Annotated in this window: 22 protein-coding genes; 14 read left to right on the top strand and 8 right to left on the bottom strand. The window is 70.0% G+C overall.

The annotated features are described in order from the left end of the window. Window positions 1–17: 17 nt before the first annotated feature. From ACMV5O_RS11575 to ACMV5O_RS11550, 6 genes are all read left to right on the top strand, one after another. Window positions 18–1,313 (top strand): nucleoside recognition domain-containing protein, encoded by a 1,296-nt coding sequence (locus tag ACMV5O_RS11575; RefSeq protein WP_416163617.1) that lies wholly within the window; start codon window positions 18–20, stop codon window positions 1,311–1,313. A 105-nt stretch (window positions 1,314–1,418) separates the two neighbouring features. Further along, complete coding sequence (locus ACMV5O_RS11570) at window positions 1,419–1,997, top strand: NnrU family protein (RefSeq protein ID WP_416163616.1); 579 nt, start codon at window positions 1,419–1,421, stop codon at window positions 1,995–1,997. A gap of 82 nt (window positions 1,998–2,079) precedes the next feature. Next, window positions 2,080–2,463, top strand: a complete 384-nt coding sequence (locus tag ACMV5O_RS11565; RefSeq protein ID WP_416163615.1) for a DUF6152 family protein — start codon at window positions 2,080–2,082, stop codon at window positions 2,461–2,463. A gap of 27 nt (window positions 2,464–2,490) precedes the next feature. After that, on the top strand, window positions 2,491–2,961 hold the full coding sequence (locus ACMV5O_RS11560; RefSeq protein ID WP_416163614.1) for a hypothetical protein: 471 nt from the start codon (window positions 2,491–2,493) through the stop codon (window positions 2,959–2,961). Between the two features lie 91 nt (window positions 2,962–3,052). After that, entirely contained in the window at window positions 3,053–4,249 is a 1,197-nt protein-coding gene (locus ACMV5O_RS11555; protein WP_416163613.1) for a hypothetical protein, read from the top strand. A gap of 44 nt (window positions 4,250–4,293) precedes the next feature. Beyond that, window positions 4,294–5,619 carry an SIR2 family NAD-dependent protein deacylase gene (locus ACMV5O_RS11550; RefSeq protein ID WP_416163612.1) on the top strand — a complete coding sequence of 442 codons (1,326 nt, stop codon included), beginning with the start codon at window positions 4,294–4,296 and terminating at the stop codon, window positions 5,617–5,619. Between the two features lie 35 nt (window positions 5,620–5,654). Here the strand turns inward: ACMV5O_RS11550 and ACMV5O_RS11545 are convergent, their stop codons facing one another. The 4 genes from ACMV5O_RS11545 to ACMV5O_RS11530 all read right to left on the bottom strand — a co-directional run bounded on the left by ACMV5O_RS11545 (window position 5,655) and on the right by ACMV5O_RS11530 (window position 8,850). Further along, window positions 5,655–6,074 (bottom strand): hypothetical protein, encoded by a 420-nt coding sequence (locus ACMV5O_RS11545; RefSeq protein WP_416163611.1) that lies wholly within the window; start codon window positions 6,072–6,074, stop codon window positions 5,655–5,657. A 101-nt stretch (window positions 6,075–6,175) separates the two neighbouring features. Next, window positions 6,176–7,192 (bottom strand): class I SAM-dependent rRNA methyltransferase, encoded by a 1,017-nt coding sequence (locus ACMV5O_RS11540; RefSeq protein WP_416163610.1) that lies wholly within the window; start codon window positions 7,190–7,192, stop codon window positions 6,176–6,178. 44 nt (window positions 7,193–7,236) lie between these two features. After that, on the bottom strand, window positions 7,237–7,728 hold the full coding sequence (locus ACMV5O_RS11535; protein ID WP_416163609.1) for an AAA family ATPase: 492 nt from the start codon (window positions 7,726–7,728) through the stop codon (window positions 7,237–7,239). A gap of 21 nt (window positions 7,729–7,749) precedes the next feature. Then, window positions 7,750–8,850 (bottom strand): poly(3-hydroxybutyrate) depolymerase, encoded by a 1,101-nt coding sequence (locus tag ACMV5O_RS11530; RefSeq protein ID WP_416163608.1) that lies wholly within the window; start codon window positions 8,848–8,850, stop codon window positions 7,750–7,752. A 179-nt stretch (window positions 8,851–9,029) separates the two neighbouring features. On the opposite strand from ACMV5O_RS11530, the gene ACMV5O_RS11525 reads away from it, so the two are divergent. The 3 genes from ACMV5O_RS11525 to ACMV5O_RS11515 all read left to right on the top strand — a co-directional run bounded on the left by ACMV5O_RS11525 (window position 9,030) and on the right by ACMV5O_RS11515 (window position 13,406). Continuing rightward, on the top strand, window positions 9,030–10,424 hold the full coding sequence (locus tag ACMV5O_RS11525; protein ID WP_416163659.1) for a CHASE3 domain-containing protein: 1,395 nt from the start codon (window positions 9,030–9,032) through the stop codon (window positions 10,422–10,424). Further along, window positions 10,402–11,040, top strand: a complete 639-nt coding sequence (locus ACMV5O_RS11520) for a response regulator (protein ID WP_416163607.1) — start codon at window positions 10,402–10,404, stop codon at window positions 11,038–11,040. Before ACMV5O_RS11525 ends, ACMV5O_RS11520 begins: the two co-directional genes overlap by 23 nt. Before the next feature lie 143 nt (window positions 11,041–11,183). Continuing rightward, the gene (locus ACMV5O_RS11515; RefSeq protein WP_416163606.1) at window positions 11,184–13,406 is read left to right on the top strand and encodes an EAL domain-containing protein; all 2,223 of its coding nucleotides are present in this window, start codon (window positions 11,184–11,186) and stop codon (window positions 13,404–13,406) included. A gap of 30 nt (window positions 13,407–13,436) precedes the next feature. Here ACMV5O_RS11515 and ACMV5O_RS11510 read toward each other — a convergent pair whose 3' ends face one another. Both ACMV5O_RS11510 and ACMV5O_RS11505 read right to left on the bottom strand, forming a co-directional pair. Beyond that, complete coding sequence (locus ACMV5O_RS11510) at window positions 13,437–14,081, bottom strand: potassium channel family protein (protein ID WP_416163605.1); 645 nt, start codon at window positions 14,079–14,081, stop codon at window positions 13,437–13,439. After that, entirely contained in the window at window positions 14,078–15,589 is a 1,512-nt protein-coding gene (locus ACMV5O_RS11505) for a TrkH family potassium uptake protein (RefSeq protein ID WP_416163604.1), read from the bottom strand. The genes ACMV5O_RS11510 and ACMV5O_RS11505 overlap by 4 nt, the downstream gene beginning before the upstream one ends. A gap of 276 nt (window positions 15,590–15,865) precedes the next feature. Here ACMV5O_RS11505 and ACMV5O_RS11500 point away from each other — a divergent pair, with 276 nt between their 5' ends. The 3 genes from ACMV5O_RS11500 to ACMV5O_RS11490 all read left to right on the top strand — a co-directional run bounded on the left by ACMV5O_RS11500 (window position 15,866) and on the right by ACMV5O_RS11490 (window position 18,540). Then, a complete protein-coding gene (locus ACMV5O_RS11500; RefSeq protein ID WP_416163658.1) occupies window positions 15,866–17,221 on the top strand; it encodes an NTP/NDP exchange transporter in 1,356 nt (451 codons plus the stop codon). Then, on the top strand, window positions 17,218–18,162 hold the full coding sequence (locus ACMV5O_RS11495; protein ID WP_416163603.1) for an aldo/keto reductase: 945 nt from the start codon (window positions 17,218–17,220) through the stop codon (window positions 18,160–18,162). The genes ACMV5O_RS11500 and ACMV5O_RS11495 overlap by 4 nt, the downstream gene beginning before the upstream one ends. Before the next feature lie 189 nt (window positions 18,163–18,351). Beyond that, the gene (locus ACMV5O_RS11490; protein WP_324540868.1) at window positions 18,352–18,540 is read left to right on the top strand and encodes a hypothetical protein; all 189 of its coding nucleotides are present in this window, start codon (window positions 18,352–18,354) and stop codon (window positions 18,538–18,540) included. Window positions 18,541–18,644: 104 nt separating this feature from the next. Here ACMV5O_RS11490 and ACMV5O_RS11485 read toward each other — a convergent pair whose 3' ends face one another. After that, a complete protein-coding gene (locus ACMV5O_RS11485; protein WP_416163602.1) occupies window positions 18,645–19,601 on the bottom strand; it encodes a LysR family transcriptional regulator in 957 nt (318 codons plus the stop codon). 203 nt (window positions 19,602–19,804) lie between these two features. Between ACMV5O_RS11485 and ACMV5O_RS11480 the strand changes: the two genes are divergently transcribed. Both ACMV5O_RS11480 and gpmI read left to right on the top strand, forming a co-directional pair. Next, on the top strand, window positions 19,805–20,452 hold the full coding sequence (locus ACMV5O_RS11480) for an SAM-dependent methyltransferase (RefSeq protein WP_416163601.1): 648 nt from the start codon (window positions 19,805–19,807) through the stop codon (window positions 20,450–20,452). Window positions 20,453–20,603: 151 nt separating this feature from the next. Next, window positions 20,604–22,271 carry a 2,3-bisphosphoglycerate-independent phosphoglycerate mutase gene (gene gpmI / locus ACMV5O_RS11475; protein WP_416163600.1) on the top strand — a complete coding sequence of 556 codons (1,668 nt, stop codon included), beginning with the start codon at window positions 20,604–20,606 and terminating at the stop codon, window positions 22,269–22,271. A gap of 78 nt (window positions 22,272–22,349) precedes the next feature. Here the strand turns inward: gpmI and ACMV5O_RS11470 are convergent, their stop codons facing one another. After that, window positions 22,350–24,467, bottom strand: a complete 2,118-nt coding sequence (locus tag ACMV5O_RS11470; protein WP_416163599.1) for a TonB-dependent receptor family protein — start codon at window positions 24,465–24,467, stop codon at window positions 22,350–22,352. Window positions 24,468–24,596: the final 129 nt, after the last annotated feature.

The following is a 24,596-nucleotide window of genomic DNA, read 5'->3' as shown; positions in this document are numbered from 1 at the left end:
CGGATCTGCGCGGGACCATGAACGGGATCTTCTTCGGCATCGTCCTGATTGCCTTTCTGTCCGCCGCCTGGCGCGAGTTCGCCCATGTTCCGGCCGAAGGCGTGCAGACGCCGATGGAAGCGCTGTCGGCGGGCATGATCGCATCGGCCAGCGGCGCGGTGGAGCTCGCCCTCGGCCTGGTGGGGGTGATGACGCTGTTCCTCGGCCTGATGAAGGTCGCCGAGGCCGGCGGCCTGCTGGTGATCATCGCGCGCCTGATCCGGCCGCTGATGACGCGGCTGTTCCCCGAGGTGCCGCCCAACCATCCGGCGATGGGGGCGATGATCCTCAACCTGTCGGCCAACGCCCTCGGCCTGGGCAATGCCGCCACGCCCTTCGGCATCCGTGCCATGCAGGAGCTCGACAAGCTCAACCCCCGGCCCGGCACGGCAACCAACTCGATGGCGCTGTTCCTCGCCATCAACACCTCAGGCATCACCCTGCTCCCCACCGGCGTCATCGCCATCCGCGCCGCCGCCGGCTCCGCCGACCCGGCCGCCATCCTGCCGACCACGCTGTTCGCCACCGTGTGCGCGACCATCGCCGCGATCAGCGCGGCGCTGATCTTCAAGCGCTTCTCGGCCCTCGGCCCGGTCGACCCCGCCGCCGCCGCGATGGAGCGGCCCTGGGTGGCCGACGATCCCGCGCGCGAGGCGCTGCCGGAAGACCCCGGCGGCTACCCGCTGTGGGTGTCCTTCCTGGCCCTGGGTGCGATCCTCGCGCTGATCCCGGCCACGATCCTGTGGGGCAAGGCGATCTCGCCGTGGATCATTCCCGGCCTGATGATGGGCTTCCTGCTCTTCGGCGTGCTGCGCGGGGTGCGCATCTACGAGGTCTTCGTCGAAGGCGCCAAGGACGGCTTCCAGGTCGCGCTGCGCATCATCCCCTACCTGGTGGCAATCCTGGTCGCGGTGGGCATGTTCCGCGCCAGCGGCGCGATGGACGTGATGGTGAACCTGCTCGGCGGCCTCACCGCCCGCGTCGGCCTGCCCGCCGAGGCGCTGCCGATGGCGCTGCTGCGGCCCCTGTCGGGCTCGGGTGCCTATGGCGTGATGGCCTCGATCATCAACGATCCGGCGATCGGCCCCGACAGCTATGTCGGCTACCTGGTGACGACGCTGCAGGGCTCGACCGAGACCACCTTCTACGTGCTGGCGGTATATTTTGGCGCGGTGCAGATCCGCCGCATCCGCCACACCCTGGCGGCGGCGCTGACGGCGGACGTGGTGGCCGTCGCCGCCGCGGTGGCGATCTGTTCCTACCTGTTCCTGTAGATCGCGCGCGACGGATCGACGAGATCCGAGGCGTGCGATGCACGGGAGCAAAAGCCGATCGACGCAGTCTGACTCGCTCGACCCAAAACGCTGGAGACTTCCTGCATGACCGCACTCATCATCGGCCTGGTGCTTTTTCTCAGCACGCATTCGGCGCGCATCTTCGCCGAGGACAACCGGGCCCAGTACATCGCCCACTACGGCATGGCGAAGTGGAAGCTGGCCTACTCGGTCGTGTCGGTGATCGGTCTCGTGCTGATCGTGTGGGGCTACGGGCAGACGCGTTTCGACCCGGTCCACCTGTGGTTCCCGCCGCTATGGACGCGCCATCTCGCCGCCCTGCTCCTGCTGCCGGCCTTCATCCTGCTGGCGGCGACCTACCTGCCCGGCACGCGCATCAAGGCGGCGCTCGGCCACCCGATGAGCGCAGGGGTGAAGCTGTGGGCCTTCGCGCACCTCATCTCGAACGGCACGCTCGCCGACGTGCTGCTGTTCGGCAGCTTCCTGGCGTGGTCGATCGCCGCCTTCCTGAGCGCGCGCAGGCGCGATCGCGCGCACGGCGTGGTCCACGCCGGCGGCGCGCTGGGCCGCGATGCGCTCGCCGTGCTGATCGGCGCCGGCGTCTGGTTCGTGTTCGCGCGTTATCTGCACGCCTGGCTGTTCGGCGTCGCGCCCTTCGGCTGAGCCGGTTCGGCGCGGCGGGCACTTCCGGCGGCGGCTGCAGTCCATCGACCGTGGTTCCTGAGCCGACCGAGGAGGTGACACGATGAACCGAGCAATCGACCGCCGGGGCTGGCTGGCCCTGGCACTGAGCGTTGCGCTGTTGCTGTTTGCGTTCAGCGCGCGTGCGCACCATGGCTGGGGCTGGGCGAGCGCCGAGGTGTCCGAGCTCAGCGGCGTCATCACCGCGGTGCGCTTGGGCAATCCGCATGGCGAGATCACGCTCGAGGTCGGTGGCGAGCGCTGGGTGGTCGAGGTCGGCCAGCCATGGCGCAACGAGCGTGCCGGGCTGAGCGACGCGCTGCTCAGCGTCGGCCGCAGCGTGACCGCGTACGGTCATCGCTCGACGCGCCCGGGCGAGCGCCTGTTGAAGGCCAACTGGCTGTTGATCGACGGCCAGCGTCACGTGCTCTACCCCGAACGGCAGTGAGGGCGCGAGGCGGCATGGGCGTCGATCATGGACGGATGGCTCGCGGCGCTCGAGGCGCTGGCTCTGGCGCGGGCGCTGAGTAGCTCGTCTTGGCTCTATCCGCTGGTCAATGCCGGGCACATCCTCGGCATCGCCCTGCTGGTGGGGGCCATCGTTCCGCTCGATCTGCGCCTGCTGGGCCTGTGGCGCCGGCACGCCGTGCTGCCGTTGTGGGCCGTGCTGGGCAGTTGCGCGGCCTGGGGACTGGGCCTGGCGGTGGTGTGCGGCGGCCTGCTGTTCATCACGCGGGCAAGCGAGTATGCGGCCTCGCCGCTGTTCCTGGGAAAGATGGCCGTCGTGGCGCTGGGGCTGGTCAACGCCTTGTCGCTGCGCGCCCGGGTCGATGAGCCCGGGGCCTGGACAGGGACGGCGCCGGGGCACGTGCGCCTGGCGGCGGCGGTGTCGCTGATCGCCTGGCTGGCGGCCCTGCTGCTCGGACGCTGGATCGGTTATCGCTGAGCTTGCGTCGGGTCGGGACTGCCCCCGGGGGAATCTTGCCGAGTGCGAGGGCGAGGTCTAGGCTGCAGCATGGCGTCCGGAGTCCGCGCTCATGTACAAGCCACTGCTTGCGATAGCCCTTGCCGCCTGCGTGTCGTCGGCCGCATGGGCCCAGGCGCGTCCGCCCATCCCCACCGTCGTCCTCACCCACATGAACGAACTGGACCGCCGCTGCATCGCCGCCGGCGGACGTGAGGGCCAGGGCCGCTACGTGATCGCGCAGGACTTCACCGGCGATGGCCGCCTCGACTACCTGCTGTCCGAGGGCGACTACGACTGCGTCGGCCGCCCCGGCCTGTTCCGGCCGGGCGGCGTGGCGCGGGTGGATATCTTCGTGGTCGATGCGCGCAACACTGCGCGCCGGGTGTACTCCGACCAGCTCATCGGCTATCGCGTGCTCGCCGGCAAGCCGGCCAAGGTGCAGATCGCACGCCGCGGCGCGGCTTGCGGGCCGGGCAGCAGCGCCCGCACGCAGTGCGCGGCGCAACTGGCCTGGAATGGCCACGGCTTCGGCGAGGGGGTGTCGGTGAGCGACGCCACCAGGGCGCCGGCCCCCCCTGCCACCCCGCAGGCGGCGGCACCCGCCGTCGGCGCCGCGGCCGCGGCAGGCGCGGCGCCGGCGCCGCTCGTGGTCCCGCCCGAGGCGCGGCCGCGCTTTCTCGCCGATTGTCGCCAGGCCTACGTGTCGCGCAGCGCGGATGCGGCACGCTGGGCGGACGAACAGTGCGTGGCCGACTGGAACAAGATCGGCGCGAGCGCGGCCGCAACCGATGCCCTGCTGGCGGCGCTGCCTGCCGCGCCGGGCCAGTCCGTGTCGCTGGCCGTCCTGCGCCAGCGCCTCGCCGGCGTGCGCTGGGCGGCGAAGGTGCGCTCGCGCGAACTGTCCGCGAGCGGCAGTCTGGGCAAGCTCGAGGTCTCGGTCACCGGCTCGCCCGCGGCGCGCACACTCTCTGTGAACTGGATGGAGGTCGGTGCCGAACCGCCCTACGACATCGTCGGCGCGATGCGCGCGCGCGGCGTGACGCTGACCGAGATCGCCTGCGAGGAGTTCGGCAGCGGCGAATGGCAGCGCGTGTTTGCCGGGGTGGCGCCGGGCCGCGCGCCGTTCAGGCTGGAGGTGGGCCAGCGCATGGCGCCGACTGCCAATGCCAACTCGTACTACGGCGCTACCATCGACCTGTCTGGACAGGCGCCGCGGGCGGCCGGCGCTGGCCAGGCGTGCCGCAATCCGAGCAACCTCCTGCTGTAGAGCGCGGCAGGCTGCCGCCGGGCAGGGCATCACGAGGGCGGGCCATGTACGTCGGACCATCGCAGCATGCCCCGGCCTGGCGGGCATTCTTCACCGCGCGCAGCTGGGATCCGCAGGCGTTTGCCGATCTGGTCGAGCGTGACGAGCCCGGCGCCGCCTTCTTCGAGATCGAGACGCAGATCAACGGCCTGTATCGTTCGCTGCAGATGTCGCAGGCCCTGGCGCAGCGCTTCGGGCTGGCGCTGGACGCGGATCGGCTGGGCGAGGTCGAGCTCAAGGCGCGCTGGCTGTCGGCCAATGCCGAGCCCTTGCGCGAGGCGCTCGGGCCGGCGCAGCGCGAGCTGGACATCGGCCTGATGCAGTGGATGCGGCGGGCCGCCTGCCTGTCGGTGGTGATCGGCGCCGGCGTCACCATGGATGCGGGCGGGCCGTCTTGGGCGGAGCTGGTGCGGCGCCTGCTGCTGCGGGTGACCGAGCGCGGGCGCGAGCAGGCGGAGATGCGGCCGCAGCCGGGCAACACGCGCGAGCACGCCGAGTTCGTGCGCGTGGTCACCGCGGTCGAGCCGCTGCCGGCCGCGCAGGCGCTGCGCGCGCGCACCGTGCTGGCGGCGATCGAGGCCGGCCAGGCGGACACCGAGGCGCTGATGGAAGGCGCGCAGATCTGCTACGACTTTCTCGGCCAGCACCTGTTTGCCGACCTCACCGACATCCTCTACGAGGGCGCACGCGCGCCGGGGCCGATCCATCGCGCGATCGCCGAGCTGGCGCCGCCGATCAACGTGCCGGACCGTGGCGGCCTGTTTCCGGGCTGGGATGCGATCATCACCTACAACTTCGACGACCTGATGGGCGAGGCCCTCGACGAGGCCGGACTCGCGCGCGCCGCCTACGCGATGCGTGGTGAGGAGATGGCCGGCGACCCCAACACCCTCGCGCGCGAGCAGGGGCAGCAGGCCCTGCATCAGGGCATCTACCACCTGCACGGCTACACGCCGCGACGGCCCTTCCTGATCACCCATGTGCGCTTCGTGTTCTCGACCAGCCAGTACGAGCGCACCTATGGCGGCAGCCGCGCCGGCATCGTCGGCGAGGTGTTCGCGCGCTGGCTCGCCAACCCGGTACATCACGCCCTGTACGTCGGTTGCTCGTTTGCCGACGAGGAGATGAACCGGCTATTGCGCGATGCCGCCAAGGCCCTGCCCGGCCGCTACCACTATGCGCTGCTGAAGTGGCCGGGGCCCGCGACCCATGCGGCGGCGAGCGCCGAGGAGGTCGCGCTGGCCTCGGCGCAGTACCACGCGATGGGCGTGCGGCCCATCTGGTTCGACCGCTTTGGCGAGATTGCCGGGCTGATCCGCCGGCTGGCCTGACTGTGCGACGCGCGCGCGGACCGGCGCGCCGCGCCTCAGCTGCCAGTGGCCAGGGTCACCGGCGTCTGCCGGCATTCGCTGGCGATCGGCTTGTGGGTGCGACCATCGAGCAGCACGCTCTTCCACGGCAGGTCGATCCACACCAGGCCGCTGGCGGCGTCCTCGAAGCGCGGCAGGCCGGAGGACGACGGGTCGCGCTCGAGCTGATAGTGCTGACCGTTCCAGCCGAGCTGGATGCGGTTGTTGATCTGCGCCAGCAGCTCGCGCTGCACCTTCACCCGCACGCCGAATTCGCAGTCGTAGTCGCCGCTGGCGAGGTCGAAGTCGAGCTGGCCGTTGCGATGGCCGGGTCCGGCCTCGGGCAGTTGGGCGACAGGGGGTGGGCGCAGCGAACCGAAGCAGGCGGACAACAGCAGCGGCAGCGAGGCAAGGGCGATCGTGCTCAGGCGAATCATGAGAAAGTCTCTGAGAAAAACGGCGCAAGTCATTGTAGGACAAGAAACAAGAGTTGCGATGTTTCGTTACAGATCGGCCCTCGCTCCGGCGCTGGTCTGGTCTATACGCGCAGCAGCAGGGTCTTCAGCGGGGGCCTGCCGTCGACGCTGGGGAAGTCGGCTTCGGGGCTGATCCACTCGGCCTCGCGCAGGGGCCGGCCGGCCTTGCGCGCACTGCGTTCAAGCTGGTCGAGCCAGGGCTCGCGCTCCACCTGGGCGACGTTGTTGCAGCAGATCAGGCTGCCGCCTTCTGCGGTGGCGAGCAGGGCGGGCTTGAACAGGGCCGCGTAGTCGTTGATCAGGTCCACGACGCCGAAGGGACTCTTGGCATAGCGCGGTGGGTCGAGGAAGACGAGGTCGAAGCGATGCGGCTCGAGTGCCGGAAACGGTGGCAGGTGCTTGCCGCGCACGACCTTCGGCTGGCCGATGCCGGCGTACTGGCGCAGGGCGGCAAAGGCGTCGCACTTGATGAAGCGCGGGCGGGTCGCCAGGGTATTGAGGCGGGCATTGTCCTTGCCGACGGCAAGGCTGGATTCGGCGAAGTCGACGTTGATCACGTGGCGCGCGCCGGCCTTGGCGGCGGCGATGCCGACGCCGCAGGTGTAGGCGAAGACGTTGAGCAGCGACTTGCCGGGCGCCTCCTGCATCACGCGCCGGCGCGCGGCGCGCAGATCGAGGAACAGCCAGGGGTCCTGACCACCATGGCGGGCCTGGAAGCGGTAGCGCACGCCGAGTTCGCTGAATTCGCAGGGGGTCTCGGCAAGTGCCTGCTGCTCGGGCGGCAACGGGTTGGCGATGCGCGAGTGCTTGCCGCTGCGGTCGTTCCAGATCAGGGGCAGGCCGGGCAGCGCCGCCGCATAGAAGGCCTGCAGTTCGGCGAGGCCATCGAGCGTGAGCGGGTGATGGAAGGTCTGCACCAGCAGCATCGGGCCGTAGCGGTCGACCGTGAGGCCGGGTTCGCCCTCGGCGGTGCCGTGGAACAGGCGGTAGGCGTCGGTGTGCTCGGCGGCGAGCTGTTCGATCAGCGGTGCGCGGGCAGCGAGTGCGGTGGCGAGCAGGTCGGTGAGGGTCGAAGACATGGGGCATTCCGCGCAGGGCGCGCCAGTATGCCCGAGGGTGCGGGCTAGCGATCGACTTCGAACTCGAACAACCCGGTGATCTCGGGCAAGTGCAGACGCAGGCGCCAGCGCCCGGGCTCGGGCAGCAGCGCGCTCGCGGCGTAGCCGCCGAGGCCGGTGAGGGTGTGCGGCAGCGGAATCGGCGCGCGGTCGCGATCGGGCATGTCGAGGCTGAGGGCGACTTCGAGCGCGGGGGGCGCCGGCTGGGCGGTGGGGCCGATCAGGTCGAAGCTGAAGCGCACCTGGCGTTGCTCATCGAGCGTCATGCGGCCGCGCACCTCCCAGATGTTGGCCGTGCCGTGGAACACCAGGCCGCCGCGCTCGGCCCCCGGCGCGGCGGCGATGCGGCCGACGGCGTTGAGGCGGGCCTCGTCGCGGACGGTGAACACCATGGCGATGAAGCCGAGGATCAGCAGCAGGAACAGCCCGCCGATAACGAGGGCGATGAGTCGTGCCTGGCGCGCGGCCGGTGGCCTGGAGGGGGTGGAGGGGCTCATGCGGGATTCCTTGTTCGCGGGTCAGGGCTGCAGGCCCGAACTCAGGCGCTCGATCATGGCGTGGATGGCGCGGATCTGGATGCCGTCCTTGTTGGCGTAGTGCTCGTCGGTGTAGCCCCACCAGTCCCAGCAACCGTTGGGGTTCTTCCACGGGATGGAGACCGCCTGCGGGAACAGCACCACCAGGCGGTTGGTGTCGGCCCAGCGGTCGTAGCCGGTGTTCTTGACGAAGGTCGTGCCATTGTAGAGGCCGCCGCCGGGCGGGGGCTTGAGCGGCATGTAGCTCTGGCCCTGCTTGCAGCCGTGCAGCGCGACATGCAGGCGGCATCGCTCGCCCGCCTCGCACGCCTGCGGCACGTACAGCCAGCCGCTCTTGTCCATGCCCGAGCCCCACAGGTAGCTGAACCAGCCGGCCTTCGGGATGTAGGCGCTCTGGTCGAACTCGATGTAGCGCCCCTGCGCCACGCCGCCCTGGCGCGGCGCGGCCGAGGTCTCGCCGTAGATCCAGCCGAGCATGGCGCTGGCGGTGTCGAAGGCGCACTTGCCGATGTAGGGCTCGTCGGTCAGCGGGCAGGCGGCACCGTAATCGACCGTGGGCATGGTGTGGCCGGCGTCGTCGAGCGCGATCGCCTTGAGGCTGTCGGGCGGCAGGCCGAAGGCGCCGTAGTAGGCGTGCAGCTGGCGCGCCACCGGCGTGGGAACGAGCGGGTCCTTGCCACCGACCACGGTCGCGACGCGATGGCGCGCGATGTTGGCCGGGTCGTCGATGCGGCCGGCCTCGAAGAAGGATTGGGTCGCCTTCACCAAGGTGGGTACGGCGGCGCTGGCGTCGCTGACCTTGCACGCGAGCAGCGGCTCGCCGGTGCATGAGCACAGCGTGGTGGCGATGCGCACGTCGTTCTGCGCGCAGTAGTAGGGGCCGCCGGCGACGATGCCCGCCCCCTTGATGATCGACGAGTGCGCGACCTGCAACTGCGCCGACATGAAGCCGCCCGAGGAAATGCCGGACACCGAGGTGTCGCGGATGTCGATGTTGAGCGCCGGCAAGGGCGGTGGCGCCGCCGACACGGTGAAGGACAGCACGAGCAGCGCGAGGCCAAGGCTTGAGGACAGCGACTTCATGGCGGATCTCCGTTTGGTGTGACGCCCTGCCCCGGGTGCGAGCGTGCGCCAGGGGGCCGTTTCCTATCCTGGGATAAGCATGTTGCGTATGATCGACTCCTGCCCGCGTCCCAGCAAGCCGCGCGCTGCCGGCAGGTGGACAGGGGCGTGGTCCGTGCCCTCAGCCAAGCCTCGTGACGATGCGCCGATCCTTTTCCTTCAGACGCCGTTCGATCGCTGCCACCCTGCTCATGCTCGGCGGGCTGGCCTTGTTCGTGGTGCTGGCCTTTATCGGACATCACAGCCTGCGCACGGTCGACGCGGCGACCGAACTGCGCAGCCGCGCACGCGCGAACGAATTGCAGGCCGAGCGGGTGATGTCGGCGCTGAAGGACGTCGAGACCGGGCAGCGCGGCTTCGTGCTGACCGGCGACGAGGAGTATCTCGACCCCTTCGGCCGTGGGCTGACCGAACTTGCCGAGTCCCTGCGGCCGCTGCAGGCGGAGTTCGCCCTGCTGTTCGGTGAGCTGCAGCGCGACACCCTCGCAACCCTGATCGATCGCCGTGTGGCGCTGGCCGAACGCAACGTCGCCGCACGCCGCCAGGGCATGCTCGAGCCTGACTTGCAGAAGACGATGCTCGACGAGGGCCGAATGACGATGCAGCTGATTCGCGAGCGCTTCGACGAGGTCGAGGCGCATCTCGCGCGCGAGGTCGAGCAACGCGAGCACGAGGCTCTCCGCCTGAAGCGTCGCGCGCTGTGGTGGGCGGTGCTGTTGCCGGTGAGCGGCGTGCTGCTGATCGTCGCCGCCTATGTGCTGCTGCAGCGCGAGCAGGCGCGCCGACAGCGCGCCGAGCACGCGCTGCGCGATGCCAACCTGCAGCTCGAGGATGCGGTGGCGCAGCGCACCGCCGAGTTGCAGCAGGCGCTCGGCCAGATCGAGACCTTCGCCGCGCACCTCGACAGCAGCGTCGAAGCCGAGCGCAGGCGGCTGGCGCGCGAGGTGCACGACCAGCTCGGCCAGGTGTTCACCTCGCTCAAGATGACGGTGCACCAGGTCTTCAAGGACAGCCCGCAACATGCTGCCGAGTTCGAGCGCATCAACGCGCTGCTCGGCGAGGGCATCGCCACGGCGCGGCGCATCGCCGGCGCGCTGCGCCCGCCGCTGCTCGACGACCTCGGCCTCGGTGCGGCCCTGAGCCATGCCGCGCGCCAGTTCGGCGAGCAGGCCGGCGTGCGCTGCGAGGTCAGGGTGGAGGACAGCGAGTGCCTCACTGCCGAGCAGGCGATCCAGCTCTACCGCATCGCGCAGGAGGCGCTGACCAACGTCGCCCGCCATGCCGCCGCCAGCCGGGTGTGGATCGAGGGCGCGCTCACCGAGGGGCGCTACCACCTGGCGATCGAGGACGACGGCCGCGGCATGCAGGCGGCAAGCGGGGCGTCGCTGGGCACCCTGAGCATGCGCGAGCGCGCCTCGCTCGCCGGCGGCGAGCTCAGGTTCGAGGGCGGGCGGGACGGTGGCGTGCGGGTGCAGGTGAGCCTGCCGGTGAACGAGGGGAGCCTGGCGCACGATGCGTGTCCTGATCATCGATGACCATCCGGTGATGCGCTTCGGCGTGCGCCAGTTGATCGAGCGGCGTTGGCCGGAGGCGGCGGTGGGCGAGGCCGATTGCCTGGCGCGGGCGCTGGAGCTGGCGCGTGCGCAGGCCTGGGAGGTGGCGGTGCTGGATCTGTCGCTGCCCGATGCGAGCGGCCTCGAGGGGCTGGCCCAGCTGCGCCGTGCGGTGCCCCGCCTGCCGGTGCTGGTGCTCAGCATGCACGACGAGGCGGCCTATGCGTCGCGCGCGCTGCAGCTTGGCGCAGCGGGCTACCTGACCAAGGACCACGCCACGACCGAGCTGGTCACCGCCATCGAGCGTGTGTGCAATGGCGGCCGCTACATCAGCGCCGACCTGGCCGGACATCTCGCCGACCTGCTGTCGGGGCGCGGCGAAACGCGTGCGCCACACGAGACCTTGTCGGCGCAGGAGTACCGCGTGATGTTGCTGATCGCCGCCGGCAGGAGCGCGAGCGAGATCGCCGACACCATGCACCTGTCGGTGAAGACGGTCGGCACCTACCGCAGCCGCATCATCGACAAGACCGGCCTCGCCAACACCGCCGAGATCGCGCGTTATTGCGCCACCCATGGCCTGGTCGATCCGCGCTGAAGGGGAGCGCCGCGGGCTGTAGGGCATTGCCCTACGCGGCAATGGGCGACGCGCCTACAGGCGCTTGAGGCGGTGCCCGATGGTTCGGCAGGGTGTCCGGGCGCAACATGAGTGCCATGTCATCGCCCCCATGGAGTGCCCTCATGCGAATCGTCGTCGTCGAAGACTCCGCCCTCGTGCGCGAGCACCTCCTGGCGCTGCTCGGGGCGCAGCCGGGGCTCGAGGTGGTCGGTCATGCCAGTGGCGAGGATGAGGCCTTGCGCCTGATTGCCGCGCAGCGCCCCGACGTCGTGCTGCTCGACCTCGCCCTGAGCCCGGGCAGCGGCCTCAGCCTGCTCAAGCGGGTGCACGCCACCCCGGGGCTCGCGCCGCGGATGCTGGTGCTGACGAACCAGCCGGCCGACCCCTACGAGGCGCTATGCACCGCGGCCGGTGCCGACGGCTACTTCGACAAGTGCGGCGACCTCAGCCTGTTGCTGGCCAAGCTCGCGAGCTGGATGCCCCCCGTGCCGCTGAACGAGCCGGCACGCAGCGAGCGCCTGCACAGCCTGCAGATCCTCGATACGCCGGCCGACGAGTCCTTCGATGCGATCGCGCGCCTGGCGGCCGAGCTTGCACAGACACCGATCGGGCTGGTGAGCCTGGTCGACGAGCGCCGCCAGTGGTTCAAGGCCCGCGCCGGGCTGGAGGCCACGCAGACCTCGCGCACGGCCTCCTTCTGTGCACACGCCCTGCTCGGCGATGGCCTGTTCGAGGTCGAGGACGCCTGTCTCGATGCGCGCTTCGCCGACAACCCGCTGGTGCGTGGCGAGCCGGGCGTGCGCTTCTACGCCGGCATGCCGCTGGTGATGCCCAGCGGTGAGGTGCTGGGCACGCTGTGCGTGATCGACCATCAGCCGCGCCGGCTCGACGACAAGCAGCGCGTCGCGCTGGCCGTACTGGCGCGCAGCGTGATCATCGAGCTCGAGCTGCGCCAGCGCGTGCAGGAGCTCGAGAGCGAGGTCCTGCGCCGCCATGAGGCCGAGGCGCGCATCATGCAACTGGCAACGCGCGATGCGCTCACCGGGCTGCCCAACCGTGCCGCGCTGATGGACCGCCTGCACCAGGGGATCAAGCAGGCGCAGCGCAATGGCACGATGCTGGGCGTGCTGTTCCTCGATCTGGACCGCTTCAAGTGGATCAACGACACCCTCGGCCACGACGCCGGCGACGCCATGCTGCAGGCGATGGCCGCACGCCTGAGCGGCGCCGTCCGCGACTCCGACACCGTGGCGCGGCTGGGCGGCGACGAGTTTGCCGTGATCCTGCCCAACCTGCACCGGGTCGAGGATGCCGAGAGCGTGGCCGCCAAGATCCTCGACAGCGTGCTCGCGCCGATGAGTCTGCGCGGCCACAGCCTGCATGTCGGCGGCAGCATCGGCCTGGCGGTGTATCCGCAGCAGGGCACGAGCGAGGAGGCGCTGCTGCGCCACGCCGACCTGGCGATGTACCACGCCAAGGAGTCGGGCGGGAACCGCTATCAGGTCTTCGCCGAGCAGATGAACGCGCGCGCCGTCGAACGCATGATGATCGAGTCGGAGCTGCGTCAGGCAATCGACGCTGGCGAGCTCGAGCTGCACTACCAGCCGCAGATCGCGCTGGCCGGCCAGGGGCTGAGCGGCATCGAGGCGCTGGTGCGCTGGAACCATCCGCGCCTGGGCCAGCTTGCGCCGGCGCGTTTCATCCAGCTCGCCGAGGACACCGGGCTGATCTGGCCGCTGGGCCTGTGCGTGCTCGATCTGGCGGTGGCGCAGATGGCGGCCTGGCAGCGAGAAGGCCTGGCGGTGCCGCGCATTGCGGTCAATGTGTCGCCGGCGCAACTGCGCCCGGAGCTGATCGGCGAGGTCGAGACCATCCTGCGGCGTCATGGCGTCGCCGCCGAGCGGCTCGAGATCGAGCTCACCGAGAGTGCGCTGACCGCCGACGGCCCGGCGGTCAACGGCTTGCTGCAGGCCTTGCGCCGGATGGGGGTGTCGATCGCCGTCGATGATTTCGGCGTCGGTTACTCGTCCCTGACCCTGCTGCGTCGGCTGCCGATCTCGGCCCTCAAGGTCGACCGCAGCTTCGTTACCGAGCTGGCGTGGAACCGCCAGGACGTGGCCATCGTCGAGGCCATTTTGGCGATGGCGCACAGCATCGGGCTGCGCACGATTGCCGAGGGCGTGGAGCAGGTGGAGCAGAAGGTTGCGCTCAGCGTGCTCGGCTGCCAGGAGGCGCAGGGCTACCTGTATTCGAAGCCGCTCGACGCGGCCGCCACCACGGCCTGGCTGCGCACGCCGGCCGGCCGTGCAGGCGACGATGGCCGGCTGGCGCGCGCGGCGGCCTGAGCCGCGGGCTGCAGCGCACGCCGCGCCCACTCAGGGGCGCCAGCGGGCGCGCAGGGCTTCGAGGTTGCGGCTGTGGGTGACGATCATGACCTCGTCGCCGCGCCTGAGCGTGCTGTCGGCCTCGGGCAGCGTGAAGCGCTCGTTGCGGTAGAAGAACATCACCCGGCTGCCTTCGGGCAGGCCCAGCTCGGCGATCGGCTTCTCGTCCTCGGCGCGGGCGACGAAGGAGAAGGCGCGCGCCTCGCCCTTGATGAGGGCGATGATCTCCATGTGGTCGCGGCCCTCGAACATGTCGAACAGGTAGCGGCCGATGGTGCGCGTCGGAATGATGATGTCCTCGAGGCCGAGCTCCAGGCAGAGGTGCTCGAATTCCGAATCCTCGATCTTGGTGACGACGCGGCGAAAGCCGAGCGAACGCCCGACCAGGCTGGACAGGATGTTGGTCTGGTCGTTGCCGGTGAGGCAGAACAGCCAGTCGGTGCTCTGCGGGTCGGCTTCGCGCAGCAGTGCCGGCTTGCTGCCGTCGCCGTGCAGGAAGCCGCAGTCGAGCTCGGCCGACAGCGCCTCGATGCACTCGCGGTCGCTGTCGACGATGACGACCTCGTGGCCGCCGGCGAGCAGGCGGCGGGCGGTGGTGACGGCGAGGCTGCTCGCCCCGACGAATACGGCTCTCATGCGACCTCCGTGCGTTTGCCGAACCAGGTGCCGGGATGCAGCAGCACCAGCAGGGCGAGGATCTCGAGGCGCCCAGCCAGCATGGCCAGGCACAGCACCAGCTTGAGCACGGGCTCCAGCTCGGGACGGGCGATGCCGGTCGACAGACCCACCGTGGCGCTCGCCGAGACGACCTCGAACAACGCGTCGAGCGCCGGGTAGCCATGGGCGACGAAGGCGAGCCACGAGACGAAGGCAAGGCCGACGAACAGCAGGACGACCAGCAGCACCCGCCACAAGTCCTCGTCCGCCACCTGGCGCGCCTGCAGATGCACGCCGAGCACCGCGTGGCGCGGTGCGGCGGCGCGCGCCAGCACGAGCTGCAGCAGGCGCAGCAGGATGAGCAGGCGCAGCAGCTTGAAGCCGCCGGCGGTCGAGCCGACGCTGCCACCGACCAGCATCGAGGCGATGAGGGTGAGCTTGGAGGCATCGTCGAGCGCGGCGACGTTGGCCGGCGCAAAGCCGGTCGTGCTCTGCGCGCTCATGGCCAGCAGCAGGGCGTCGGCCGCCCTGCCCTCGCCGGCCGGCGCCCACAGCCAGAGCAGGCCGGCGATCGTCAGCGTGGCCACGAGCAGCAGGCGCAACTCGGGGTCGCGCCCCAGCTCGGCCGGCCCCCTTCGCCAGCCCTCGCGCCAGCCCTGTTTCCAGCCCTGCTGCCAGGCGCGGTGCCACAGCGGCAGCGAGACGGCACCCAGCAGCGAGAACAGCAGCGCCGTGGCGGCGGCGAGCCGGCTCCAGCCGGCCACGCTGGCGTCGAAGGTGGAAAAGCCGCCGGTGGACACCGCGCTCAGGCCGTGGGTGAGCGCCACGAAGCCGTCACCGGTGGCGAGCCACAGGCCGCCGACCGCGCTTAGCGTCAGCACCACATACACGGCGAGCATCCGGCGCGCATAGGCCTTGGTGCTCGACACCAGGGTCTCGCCCACCGCCTCGGTCTCCATCAGCTGGCGCGCGAACATGCCGTTGTGCAGGAACAGGGCGAGCGACAGCACGACGATGCCGAGCCCGCCGTACCACTGCATCCAGGCTCGGGCGAAGAGGAAGGAGGCCGGCTTGTCCTCGACCGTGGCGGCGGTGCTGAGCCCGGTGCTGGTGATCGCGGAGACGGCCTCGAACCAGCCGTCCAGCCAGCCGCCAAGCGAGCCGCCGGGTGTGCCCGCCACCGCCTGGGCGAGCGGGATGCTCATCACCAGCGAGCCGAGCACGAAGGCGAGCACCACCACGGCGAGCGCCTCGTTCAGCTGCAGGCGCTCGGGCGCGGCCAGCCGTGCCAGCGGCAGCGAGATCGCCAGCAGCGCGAGCAGGGGCAGCGCGTAGGCCGCGACCTGTGCGGGCTCGCCCCAGATCACGGTCGCGACCAGGGGCACGCCGTTGAGCGTCGCGAGCACCACGCCGAGCATGCCGAGGTGCCTGAGCAGCACCGGCCAGCGCACCGCGTGGCGCAAGGTGTCGAGTCGTCTGTCCGCCATGGCGGGCTGGGTCGCGCAGGTGGGTGGATCGTGGCGCCCGCGTACGGCGGGCCGGCTTGGCTGCCATCTCAGCATAGCCTGCGTCTCGTCCAGCCGGAACTGCCGCGACGGATGCGGGTCGGTAAGGGTCAGCAGGGTCCGCCGCCAGCGCCCGTCGCTGCGCGACATGCGCATCGGCCGTGGCGTCGGCCGCGCGGCCCTGCTCCTGAACCGTGCCGCGACCGGCGAGCGTGTCGGCCGGCGGCGCCCGTGCGGAGGCCCCTGCCCGTGAAGGCCATGCTGCAGCGCCTGTTCAACGTCCGTCGCGACGAAGTCCTGCCGGTGTTCCTGGCCGTGGTGTTCTTCTTCTGCGTACTGGTCGCGCTGATGGTCCTGCGCCCGGCGCGCGAGGCGCTCGGCCTGCGCGGCGGCATCGATGCGGTGCGCTGGCTGTTCATGGGCACGGCGCTGATCACGCTGCTGGTCAATCCGGTGTTCGGCCTGCTGGTGAGCCGCCTGCCGCGGCTGCACTTCATCACCGCCACCTACGCCTTCTTCGCCTGCAGCCTGGCCGGCTTCTACCTGCTGCTGGTGCTGGCGCCGGAGGCGATCGGGGTGGTGAGCGGGCAGTTGTTCTACGTCTGGTTCAGCGTCTTCAACCTGTTTGCAACGATGGTGTTCTGGGCCTTGATGGCCGACCGCTTCTCGCTCGAGCAGGGCAAGCGCTTCTTTGGCCTGATTGCGGTCGGCGGCACGCTGGGGGCGATTGCCGGCCCCTGGCTGGCTTCGCGCCTGGCGGCCCCGCTCGGGACGCCGGCGCTGTTGCTGCTGTCGTCGGCCTTCCTGCTGGCCGCACTGGGCGCGGCCTGGGGCATCGCGCGCTGCCAGCGTGCGCCCGTCGCGGCCGGCCCGCGTGCCGAGGGCACGCGTGACGACGAGCTGGCGCCGGCGGTCGACGAGCGCGAGCTGATCGGCGGCAGCGCCTGGGAGGGGGTGCGCGCGGTGTGCCGCTCGCGCTACCTGCTCGGCATGGCGGCCTATGTGGTGATCCTGGCGATCATGGCCACCTTCCTGTACTTCACCCGGCTGCAGATGGTGGCTGAGCTGGGCGACGACCTTGACCTGCGCACCACGGTGTTCGCCCGCATCGACCTCATCACCCAGATCGCGACCCTGGTGCTGCAGGCGCTGGTGGCGGGCCGGCTGATGCAGCGGGTGGGGGTGCCGATCACGCTGGCGCTGTTGCCGCTGACCACCGCGCTCGGCTTCATCGGCCTCGCGCTGGTGGGCTCGCTGGCGGCGCTGATCGCCTTCGAGGCGCTGTTCCGCGCGGTGCAGCGGGCGCTGATGCGGCCGGCGCGCGAGACCCTGTACACGGTGACCAGCCGCGAGGACAAGTACAAGTCCAAGGCCTTCATCGACACTTTCGTGTATCGCGCCGGCGACGTCGTCGGCGCCCAGCTCGAAGGCCTGCTCGGCCGCCTCGGCATGGGCCTGGCGGCGCTGGCCAGCGTGGCGATCCCGCTCGCGCTGGCCTGGGCGGCGCTGGCGCTATGGCTGGGGCGTACCCAGCAGCGCATCGCCGCGGCGGGCGGTGCGCCGGCCTCCGCGGCGCATCCGACAACGACCCGATTGAGGAGGAGTTCGACATGATTTCACGACGCGACTACCTGAAGCTGTGCCTGGCCAGCGGCGCCGCACTGAGCATCCGGCCCGGCCTGCTGTGGGCCGAGGACAAGGCCTTGCCGCTGATCACCCGCGCCATCCCCGCCTCCGGCGAGCGCCTGCCGGCGGTCGGGCTGGGCAGCTCGGCCACCTTTGCCCAGGTCGCCCGCAGCGCGGACGTCGCCGCCCTGCGCGAGGTGCTGCAGGCGCTGGTGAGCAACGGCGGCCGGCTGTTCGACACCGCACCCGCCTATGGCGCCTCCGAGGCGGTGGCCGGGCGCATTGCCGGTGAGCTCGGCATCAGCGACACGCTGTTCTGGGCGACCAAGCTCAACGTGGCCGGCCGTGGCGGCGGACGTGCCGATCCGGCGGCGGCGCAGGCGCAGCTCGCGACCTCGTTCGAGCGTCTGCAGAAACCGGTGCTCGACCTCATCCAGGTCCATAACCTGGGCGATGTGCCGACCCAGCTCGGCCTGCTGAAGGCGCTGCGCGAGGACAAGCGGGTGCGCTACATCGGCGTCACCACCACCTTTGCCGACCAGTACGAGGCGCTCGAGCGCATCGTCGCCGCCGAGCCGATCGACTTCATCGGCATCGACTACGCGATCGACAACCGCGTGATGGAGGCGCGCATCCTGCCGCTGGCGCAGGACCGCGGCATCGGCGTGCTGGTGTATGCGCCCTTCGGCCGCACGCGGCTGTGGGAGCGGGTGCGGGGCCAGACCCTGCCCGACTGGGCGGCGGAGTTCGATGCGCACTCGTGGGCGCAGTTCTTCCTCAAGTTCGTGCTGGCGCATCCGGCGGTCACGGTGGCGACGCCGGCGACCAGCCGGGCGCGCCACATGATCGACAACATGGGCGGGGCGCTCGGCGCCCTGCCGGACGAGGCCATGCGTCAGCGCATGATCGCGCACGTGGACAGCCTGTAGGCGCGCGGCTGCGGTCGGGGGCACGAAGCGCTCGGAGCGAGGCCTGTCTTGTGTAAACGAAAACCTTACGTCAACGGAAAGGCCTGGCTTTCGGGTCGGGTCTGATGGTCATACCATTGCAACAACTCTGGAAGCACACACGAACGGCAACACGGTGCTTCCTCCCCGCAACATTGAAGGAATGACCTCATGCACGCTCCGAAGATCCTCCCCTGGATTGCCCGCAAGGCGGGCATCAGCGCCGATCAGGCCCTCAAGCTGTGGCAACGCGCTGCGGTCGAGGCCGCTGCCCTCACCGGCAAGCGCCAAGGTTCCGAATTCGTCGGTCTCGCCGTTCAGCGCCTGACCGAACTGGCCCTGCAGCGCCGGGCCGCCTGAGGCTCGCCGCCCGCCGGGCGGTGAGCGCTTCAAGAGTTTCTTGTCTCCCTCCTCCACTTCGATGTGGTTAATGCCCGCGCAAGCGGGCATTTTTTTGTGCTGGTTCAGTCGGCGGCGACCAGCTCCACCGAGTTCATGATTCGCCGCAGCACCGGGTCGTCCGACGCGAGGCAGGCCTGGGTGGCCTCGTTGAAGCAATCGACGAACAGTTGCGCGGTTGCGCTCAAGGTGTCGCTGCGGCGCGTGATGAGGCTGGTGGGGAGCTCGCCCAGGCGTTCGCGGATCGGCAGCGGCTGCACGCGGTTGCGCAGGAAGGGGCTCTCGACCAGCGGCCAGGGGCAGACGGTGAGCAGGTCGCCCACCTCCAGCATGCCGATGGCGACCAGCGCCGAGCGGGCGAAATGGATGCGGTGCGGCGGCGGCGCGACGCCATGCGAGCCCAGCAGTTTGTCCAGCGGCTCCTCGATGCCCTCCTCGCGCAGGGTGAGCACCCAGTGCTGATCCTCGAGCTCGCGTAGCGAGCTGCAGTCGACGCGCGGGTGGCCGAGCCGCCCGACCACGGCGACGCCGCAGCGGAAGAGCTTGCGCACATGGAAGCTGGCCGCGGCCTGGCGCGCGGGCGGCATCCCGATCACCAGGTCGAGCGTGCCGTCGCGCAGCAGGGGGTGGGTGATGCCCATCGCCTCGCTGACGTCCAGCCGAACGTCGGGGCGGAATGCGCGAAAGCGGGCGATCGCGTGCGGCAGGATGGACTGCGACACCCAGGGCGTGACGCCGATCGCCAGCGTGCCGCCGGTGATGCCACGGATCTGGGCGAGCTCCTCCTCGGCGCGGGCGAGCTGGCCGAGCAGCAGGCGGGCATGGGTGAGCAGCTGGCGTCCGGCGTAGGTCGGCACCGCGCCGTGCGATTCGCGCTTGAGCAGCGGCGTTGCCGTGGCGGTTTCGAGCTCGCGCAGGGCCTGGCTCACCGCCGCCGCCGACACCCCCAGCGCGGCGGCGGCGGCGCGCACGCTGCCCTTGTCGGCGACGCTGACGAAGTAGCGCAACTGGTTGAGTTTCATCGGGTCCCTTGTCGTTTCGCCGCGCCGCACCGGTGCCGTGTCGGGCGCCAGGGCGCGCTGGTCGGCGACGGCCAGTGTTGTCGACCATAATCATGCCAGAGCCTCGACACTGTGCAGTTGCTGCCCGGCCGGTGCGCAAGCGCCAGGCGCCGGCTTCGATGCACGCGAGCGGCCTGCTCGCCCTTGATACGGAGATCTGCGCGATGAATCAGGAAGCCCTGTGGAGTGCCCGTTACCGCGATGCCGGGGAGGCCTACCTGTTCGGTACCGAACCGAACCGCTTTCTCGCCCACCGCGCCGAATTGCTGCAGGACGGCCACAACGCGCTGTCGGTCGCCGATGGCGAGGGGCGCAACTCGGTCTGGCTGGCCGAGCAGGGGCTGGCGGTGACCGCCATCGAGATCTCGACGGTCGCCATCGAGAAGGCGCGGCGCCTGGCGCTCGGACGCAAGGTCGATGTGCGCTTCATGCAGGCCGACATGCTCGCGCCCGGCTGGCCGCCCGCCGAACTGCGCGAGGCCTTCGACTGGGTGATCGGCATCTTCATCCAGTTCGTCGGCCCCGAATGGCGCGAGCGCCAGTTCGAGGTGATGAAGCATCTCACCCGCCCGGGCGGGCGCATCCTGTTACAGGGCTATACGCCGAAGCAGCTCGAGTACGGCACCGGCGGCCCATCGGCGGTCGAGAACCTGTACACCGCGCAGGTGCTGCGCGAGGCTTTCGCCGACTGGGACATCGAGGAGCTGGTGGAGTACGACGACGAGGTCAACGAGGGCACGGGTCACCGCGGGCGTTCGGCGCTGATCGGCCTGGTGGCGCGCAAGCCCGGTGGGCCCGCGGCGACGGCGTGAACGAGCGCCCGCCGAGGCGGGCGAAGCAGCCTGTCGGCAACGGCACTGATGCGCGCATGGGCGCGCCATTTCGGCGAAAATGCGACCTCTGCCCGGTCCTGTCGCGATGGACAGTGCATCGGGCGCCGATTCTCCCCTTCAGGAAGCGACCATGCTGCAGAAATTCTCCGCCTTTGCCGGCGTCCAGGGTCCGGTCGTCGTGATCGTCATGGATGGTTACGGCGTTCCGAAGCACGATGTCGGGAGCGCGATCGACGCGGCGCGCAAGCCGACCCTCGACCGGCTGTTCGCCGCCTACCCGAACGTCCTGTTGCGCGCGCACGGCACGGCCGTCGGCATGCCCTCCGACGACGACATGGGCAACTCGGAAGTCGGCCACAACGCCATCGGCGCCGGCCAGGTGTATTCGCAAGGCGCCGCCCTGGTCGCCAATGCGATCGCCAGCGGCGCGATCTGGGAGGGCAAGGCCTGGCAGGAGATCGTCGCCGGGGCCAAGGCCGACACGAAGGGCAAGGCGGCGGTGCTCCACTTCATCGGCCTGCTCTCGGACGGCAACGTGCACAGCCACATCGACCACCTGCGCGCGATGGTGGTGCAGGCCAAGGCCGAGGGCGTGAAGACGGTGCGCATCCATGCCCTGCTGGACGGCCGCGACGTGCCCGAGACCAGCGCGCTGGACTACGTCGAGCCCTTCGAAGCCTTCCTCGAGGCGATCAGCACCGACGGCTTCGACGCCCGCATCGCCTCGGGCGGCGGGCGCCAGACCATCACCATGGACCGCTACGACGCCAACTGGCCGATGGTCGCGCGCGGCTGGCGCACCCACGTGCTGGGCGAGGGGCCGAAGTTCGCCAGCGCCACCGCGGCGGTCAAGGGCCTGCGCGAGAAGCACCCCGGCACCATCGACCAGGACCTGCCCGAGTTCGTCATCGCCGAGTTCGACGAGGACGGCGTCGGTCAGCCCATCGGCACGATCGAGGATGGCGACTCGGTCGTGCTGTTCAACTTCCGCGGCGACCGTGCGATCGAGATCACGCGCGCCTTCGTCGAAAACGACTTCGAGGCCTTCGAGCGCGAGCGCGTGCCCAAGGTCAACTATGCCGGGATGCTGCAATACGACGGCGACCTGCAGCTGCCGAAGCGCTTCCTGGTGGCGCCGCCGGCGATCACCGACACCTCGAGCGAATGGTTCAGCAAGTCTGGCCTTGCGCAGTTCGCCTGCTCGGAGACGCAGAAGTTCGGCCATGTCACCTACTTCTGGAACGGCAACCGCTCCGGTCGCTTCGAAGGCGAGACCTGGGAAGAGGTGCCGAGCGACGTCGTGCCCTTCGAGCAGCGGCCGTGGATGAAGGCGGCCGAGATCACCGACGCGATGATCGCCGCGCTGCAGTCGGGCAAGTATGCGGTGCTGCGCTGCAACTACGCCAACGGCGACATGGTCGGCCATACCGGCAACTTCCGCGCCGCGACGATGGCGATCGAGGCGGTCGACCTGGCGCTGGCGCGCCTGCTGCCGGCGATCGATGCCGCCGGCGGGGTGGCGCTGATCACCGCCGACCATGGCAATGCCGACGAGATGTTCGAGCTCGACAAGAAGACCAGCCAGCCGGCACGCAACGCCGACGGCAGCTTCAAGGCCAAGACCGCGCATACGCTGAACCCGGTGCCGCTGATCCTGTACGACAACGTCAGCGGTGGCCGCCTGGGCCTGAAGCAGATCGACGGCGCCGGCTTGTCGAACATCGCCGCCACCGTGGCCAACCTGCGCGGGCTGGAGAAGCACCCGAAGTGGGACGACAGCCTGCTGACGGTGAAGTGAACGCGGCGAGGCCGACCCGGATCGCCGCGACGGCGATCGGGGTCGGCCTCTGCAGCGGACGGGCGCGCCAGCGGTTACTCAGAACCTGTACTTGGCGCCGATCTCGAAGCTGCGCTCGGGGCCGACGTAGATGCCCTGACGCAGACTGGCGATGTAGTCCTTGTCGGTCAGGTTCTTCACCGCGCCGAACACGCTCAGTTGCTTGTTGACCGCATAGTTCGCGGTCAGGTCCACCGTGGTGTAGCTGTCGATCTGGCCGGTGAAGAAGCCGGACGTGTTTTCCGCGATCGCCACCGTGTTGGCCGCATCGGAGAACTGCGCATCGACGTAATTGACGCTCAGCGCCGTGCTCAAGGGGCCCGAGCGGTAGCCCAGGGTGAGGTTCGCGACCCATTCCGGGGCATAGGTCACGCGATTGCCGCTGGGCGTCTCGAGCGCGCCGGCGCTGTTGAAGCGATCGCCGACGAACTTGGCGACGGGGATGTAGGTCGCGTTGGCATCGACGCTGAAGCCGTTGCTGAAATCGTAGCCGATCGCCGCTTCCAGGCCCTGATGCAGGGTCTTGCCGCCATTGGTGCGTTGGAAGGCGGTGTTGCTGTTGGCGGGAATGATCTGGTTGTCGAAGTCCATGCGGAAGGCGGTGACTTCATAGCGCAGGCGCGCATTGCTGCCGCGCACGCCGAGCTCGATATTGACCGAGCGCTCCGCCTCGAGCTGCTGGTCGCTCAGGCCGTCGAGCGCATCGCCGTTGAGGGCGGGGCCGAATGCCTTGTACACGCCGCCATAGATCTGCGCCATCGGGGCGGCCTGGAAGGTGAGGCCGATGCCCGGAATGACTTCGGTGTTGGAGGTCTTGGCGCGGTTGCCCTGGGCCTCGCTGCGGCGGCGATCGAGTCGCGTCTGCTCGTAGCTCTCGACGCGCACGCCGGGCGTGACGGCGAGACGGTCATTGAGGATGAAGCGGTTCTGCGCGAACAAGGCGTAGCTGGTGGCGCCGTCGACGACGTCCTTCGCGATGGTGCCGGTACGCGGTGTGGCGCGGCTTGCCTGGATGGTCTGGTCGACCATCTCCTCGTCCATGATGCGCACGCCCAGTTCGGTCTCGTTGCGCAGGCCGAAGCTGCCATGGCGGATGTTGAGGCGGCTGTCGAGGCCGACGCGCTCGAACGCGCGGTTGTTGCCGTTGAGGCTGTTGCCGTAGTTCCACTGGGTCAGACCGTCGACCACCCGTGTCGGGCTGCCGCTCACGGTGCCGAAACGCCAGTAGTCGCGGGTGGTCTCGCTCCAGTACAGCAGGGTGTTGAGCGTGGTGTCGGCATTGATGGCCCACTCGTGGTTGAGGTCCACCGAGGTGCGGTCGGTCAGGAACCAGTCGTCCGGGGCCGGATTGAAGCGCGCGCCGGCGCGATAGGCATCGAGGAAGACGCCGCGGTAGGAGATGTTGGCATCGTTCTCGTAATGGGCGAACTTGATGCCGACCCACTGCTTCTCGCCGAGCGCCATGCCGCCCTTGATCATCAGGTCCTGCATCTCGAAGCCCTTGTCCTGGAAGCCGTCGCTGCGCGCCTGGGTGTAGAACAGACCGCCCACCGCCTCGCCCGATGGCGAGCTGCCGCCGGCTTCGAGGGTGGCCTCGCGGTAGCCGTGCGAGCCGATGCGGCCCGACAGCGTCACGCCCGGCTCGGGCGTCTTGGTGCGGTAGTTGATGACGCCGCCGATGGTGCTCGGGCCGTAGCGCAGCGAGGCCGCGCCCTTGAGCACCTCGATGCTTTCCATGCGCTGGATGCGCGGGTTGTAGTAGCGGCCATTGCCCACGAACAGGCCCGGCGCCACCGGGACGCCGTCCTCGAGGATCAGGGTCTTGTAATCGGCCGCGCTCAGGCCGCGCACGCCGATGTTGGCGACGATCGCAGATTCTTCTTCGGGCTTGATCACCACGCCGGGCACGCTCTTGAGCGCGGCCTCGGTCGACAGCGGCTGCTTCAGCTCGAGGGTTTCGCGGGTGACGACATTGACGGTGCCGGGGATCTTGCGCTCGGCCTCGGCTTCGCCGCCGATGACATCGATGCGGGGCAGCGAGACCTCGTTGGCGCCTGCCCAGGCAGGCAACTGCAGGGCGGCCACAATGGCCATGGAAAGGGTCTTGCGGCGCAGCGGCAGGCCGCCACGCGCGCGCGCGATTGCGCTGTGGTTCATCAAACACTCCTTGCAGGCTTCCGATCTGGCTGGCTTGCCGCAAGGGGTGCGACTGGCTGGCTACGTAATAAAAGGAGGGTGCGCGGCACCCTCTGTCGAATCCGGCGCTTCAGGGCGGCCTCGGCGCGA

The organism is Thauera sp. WH-1, assembly GCF_047806685.1.
Classification (GTDB): domain Bacteria; phylum Pseudomonadota; class Gammaproteobacteria; order Burkholderiales; family Rhodocyclaceae; genus Thauera.
This window is presented reverse-complemented; position numbering and strand designations above follow the sequence as displayed.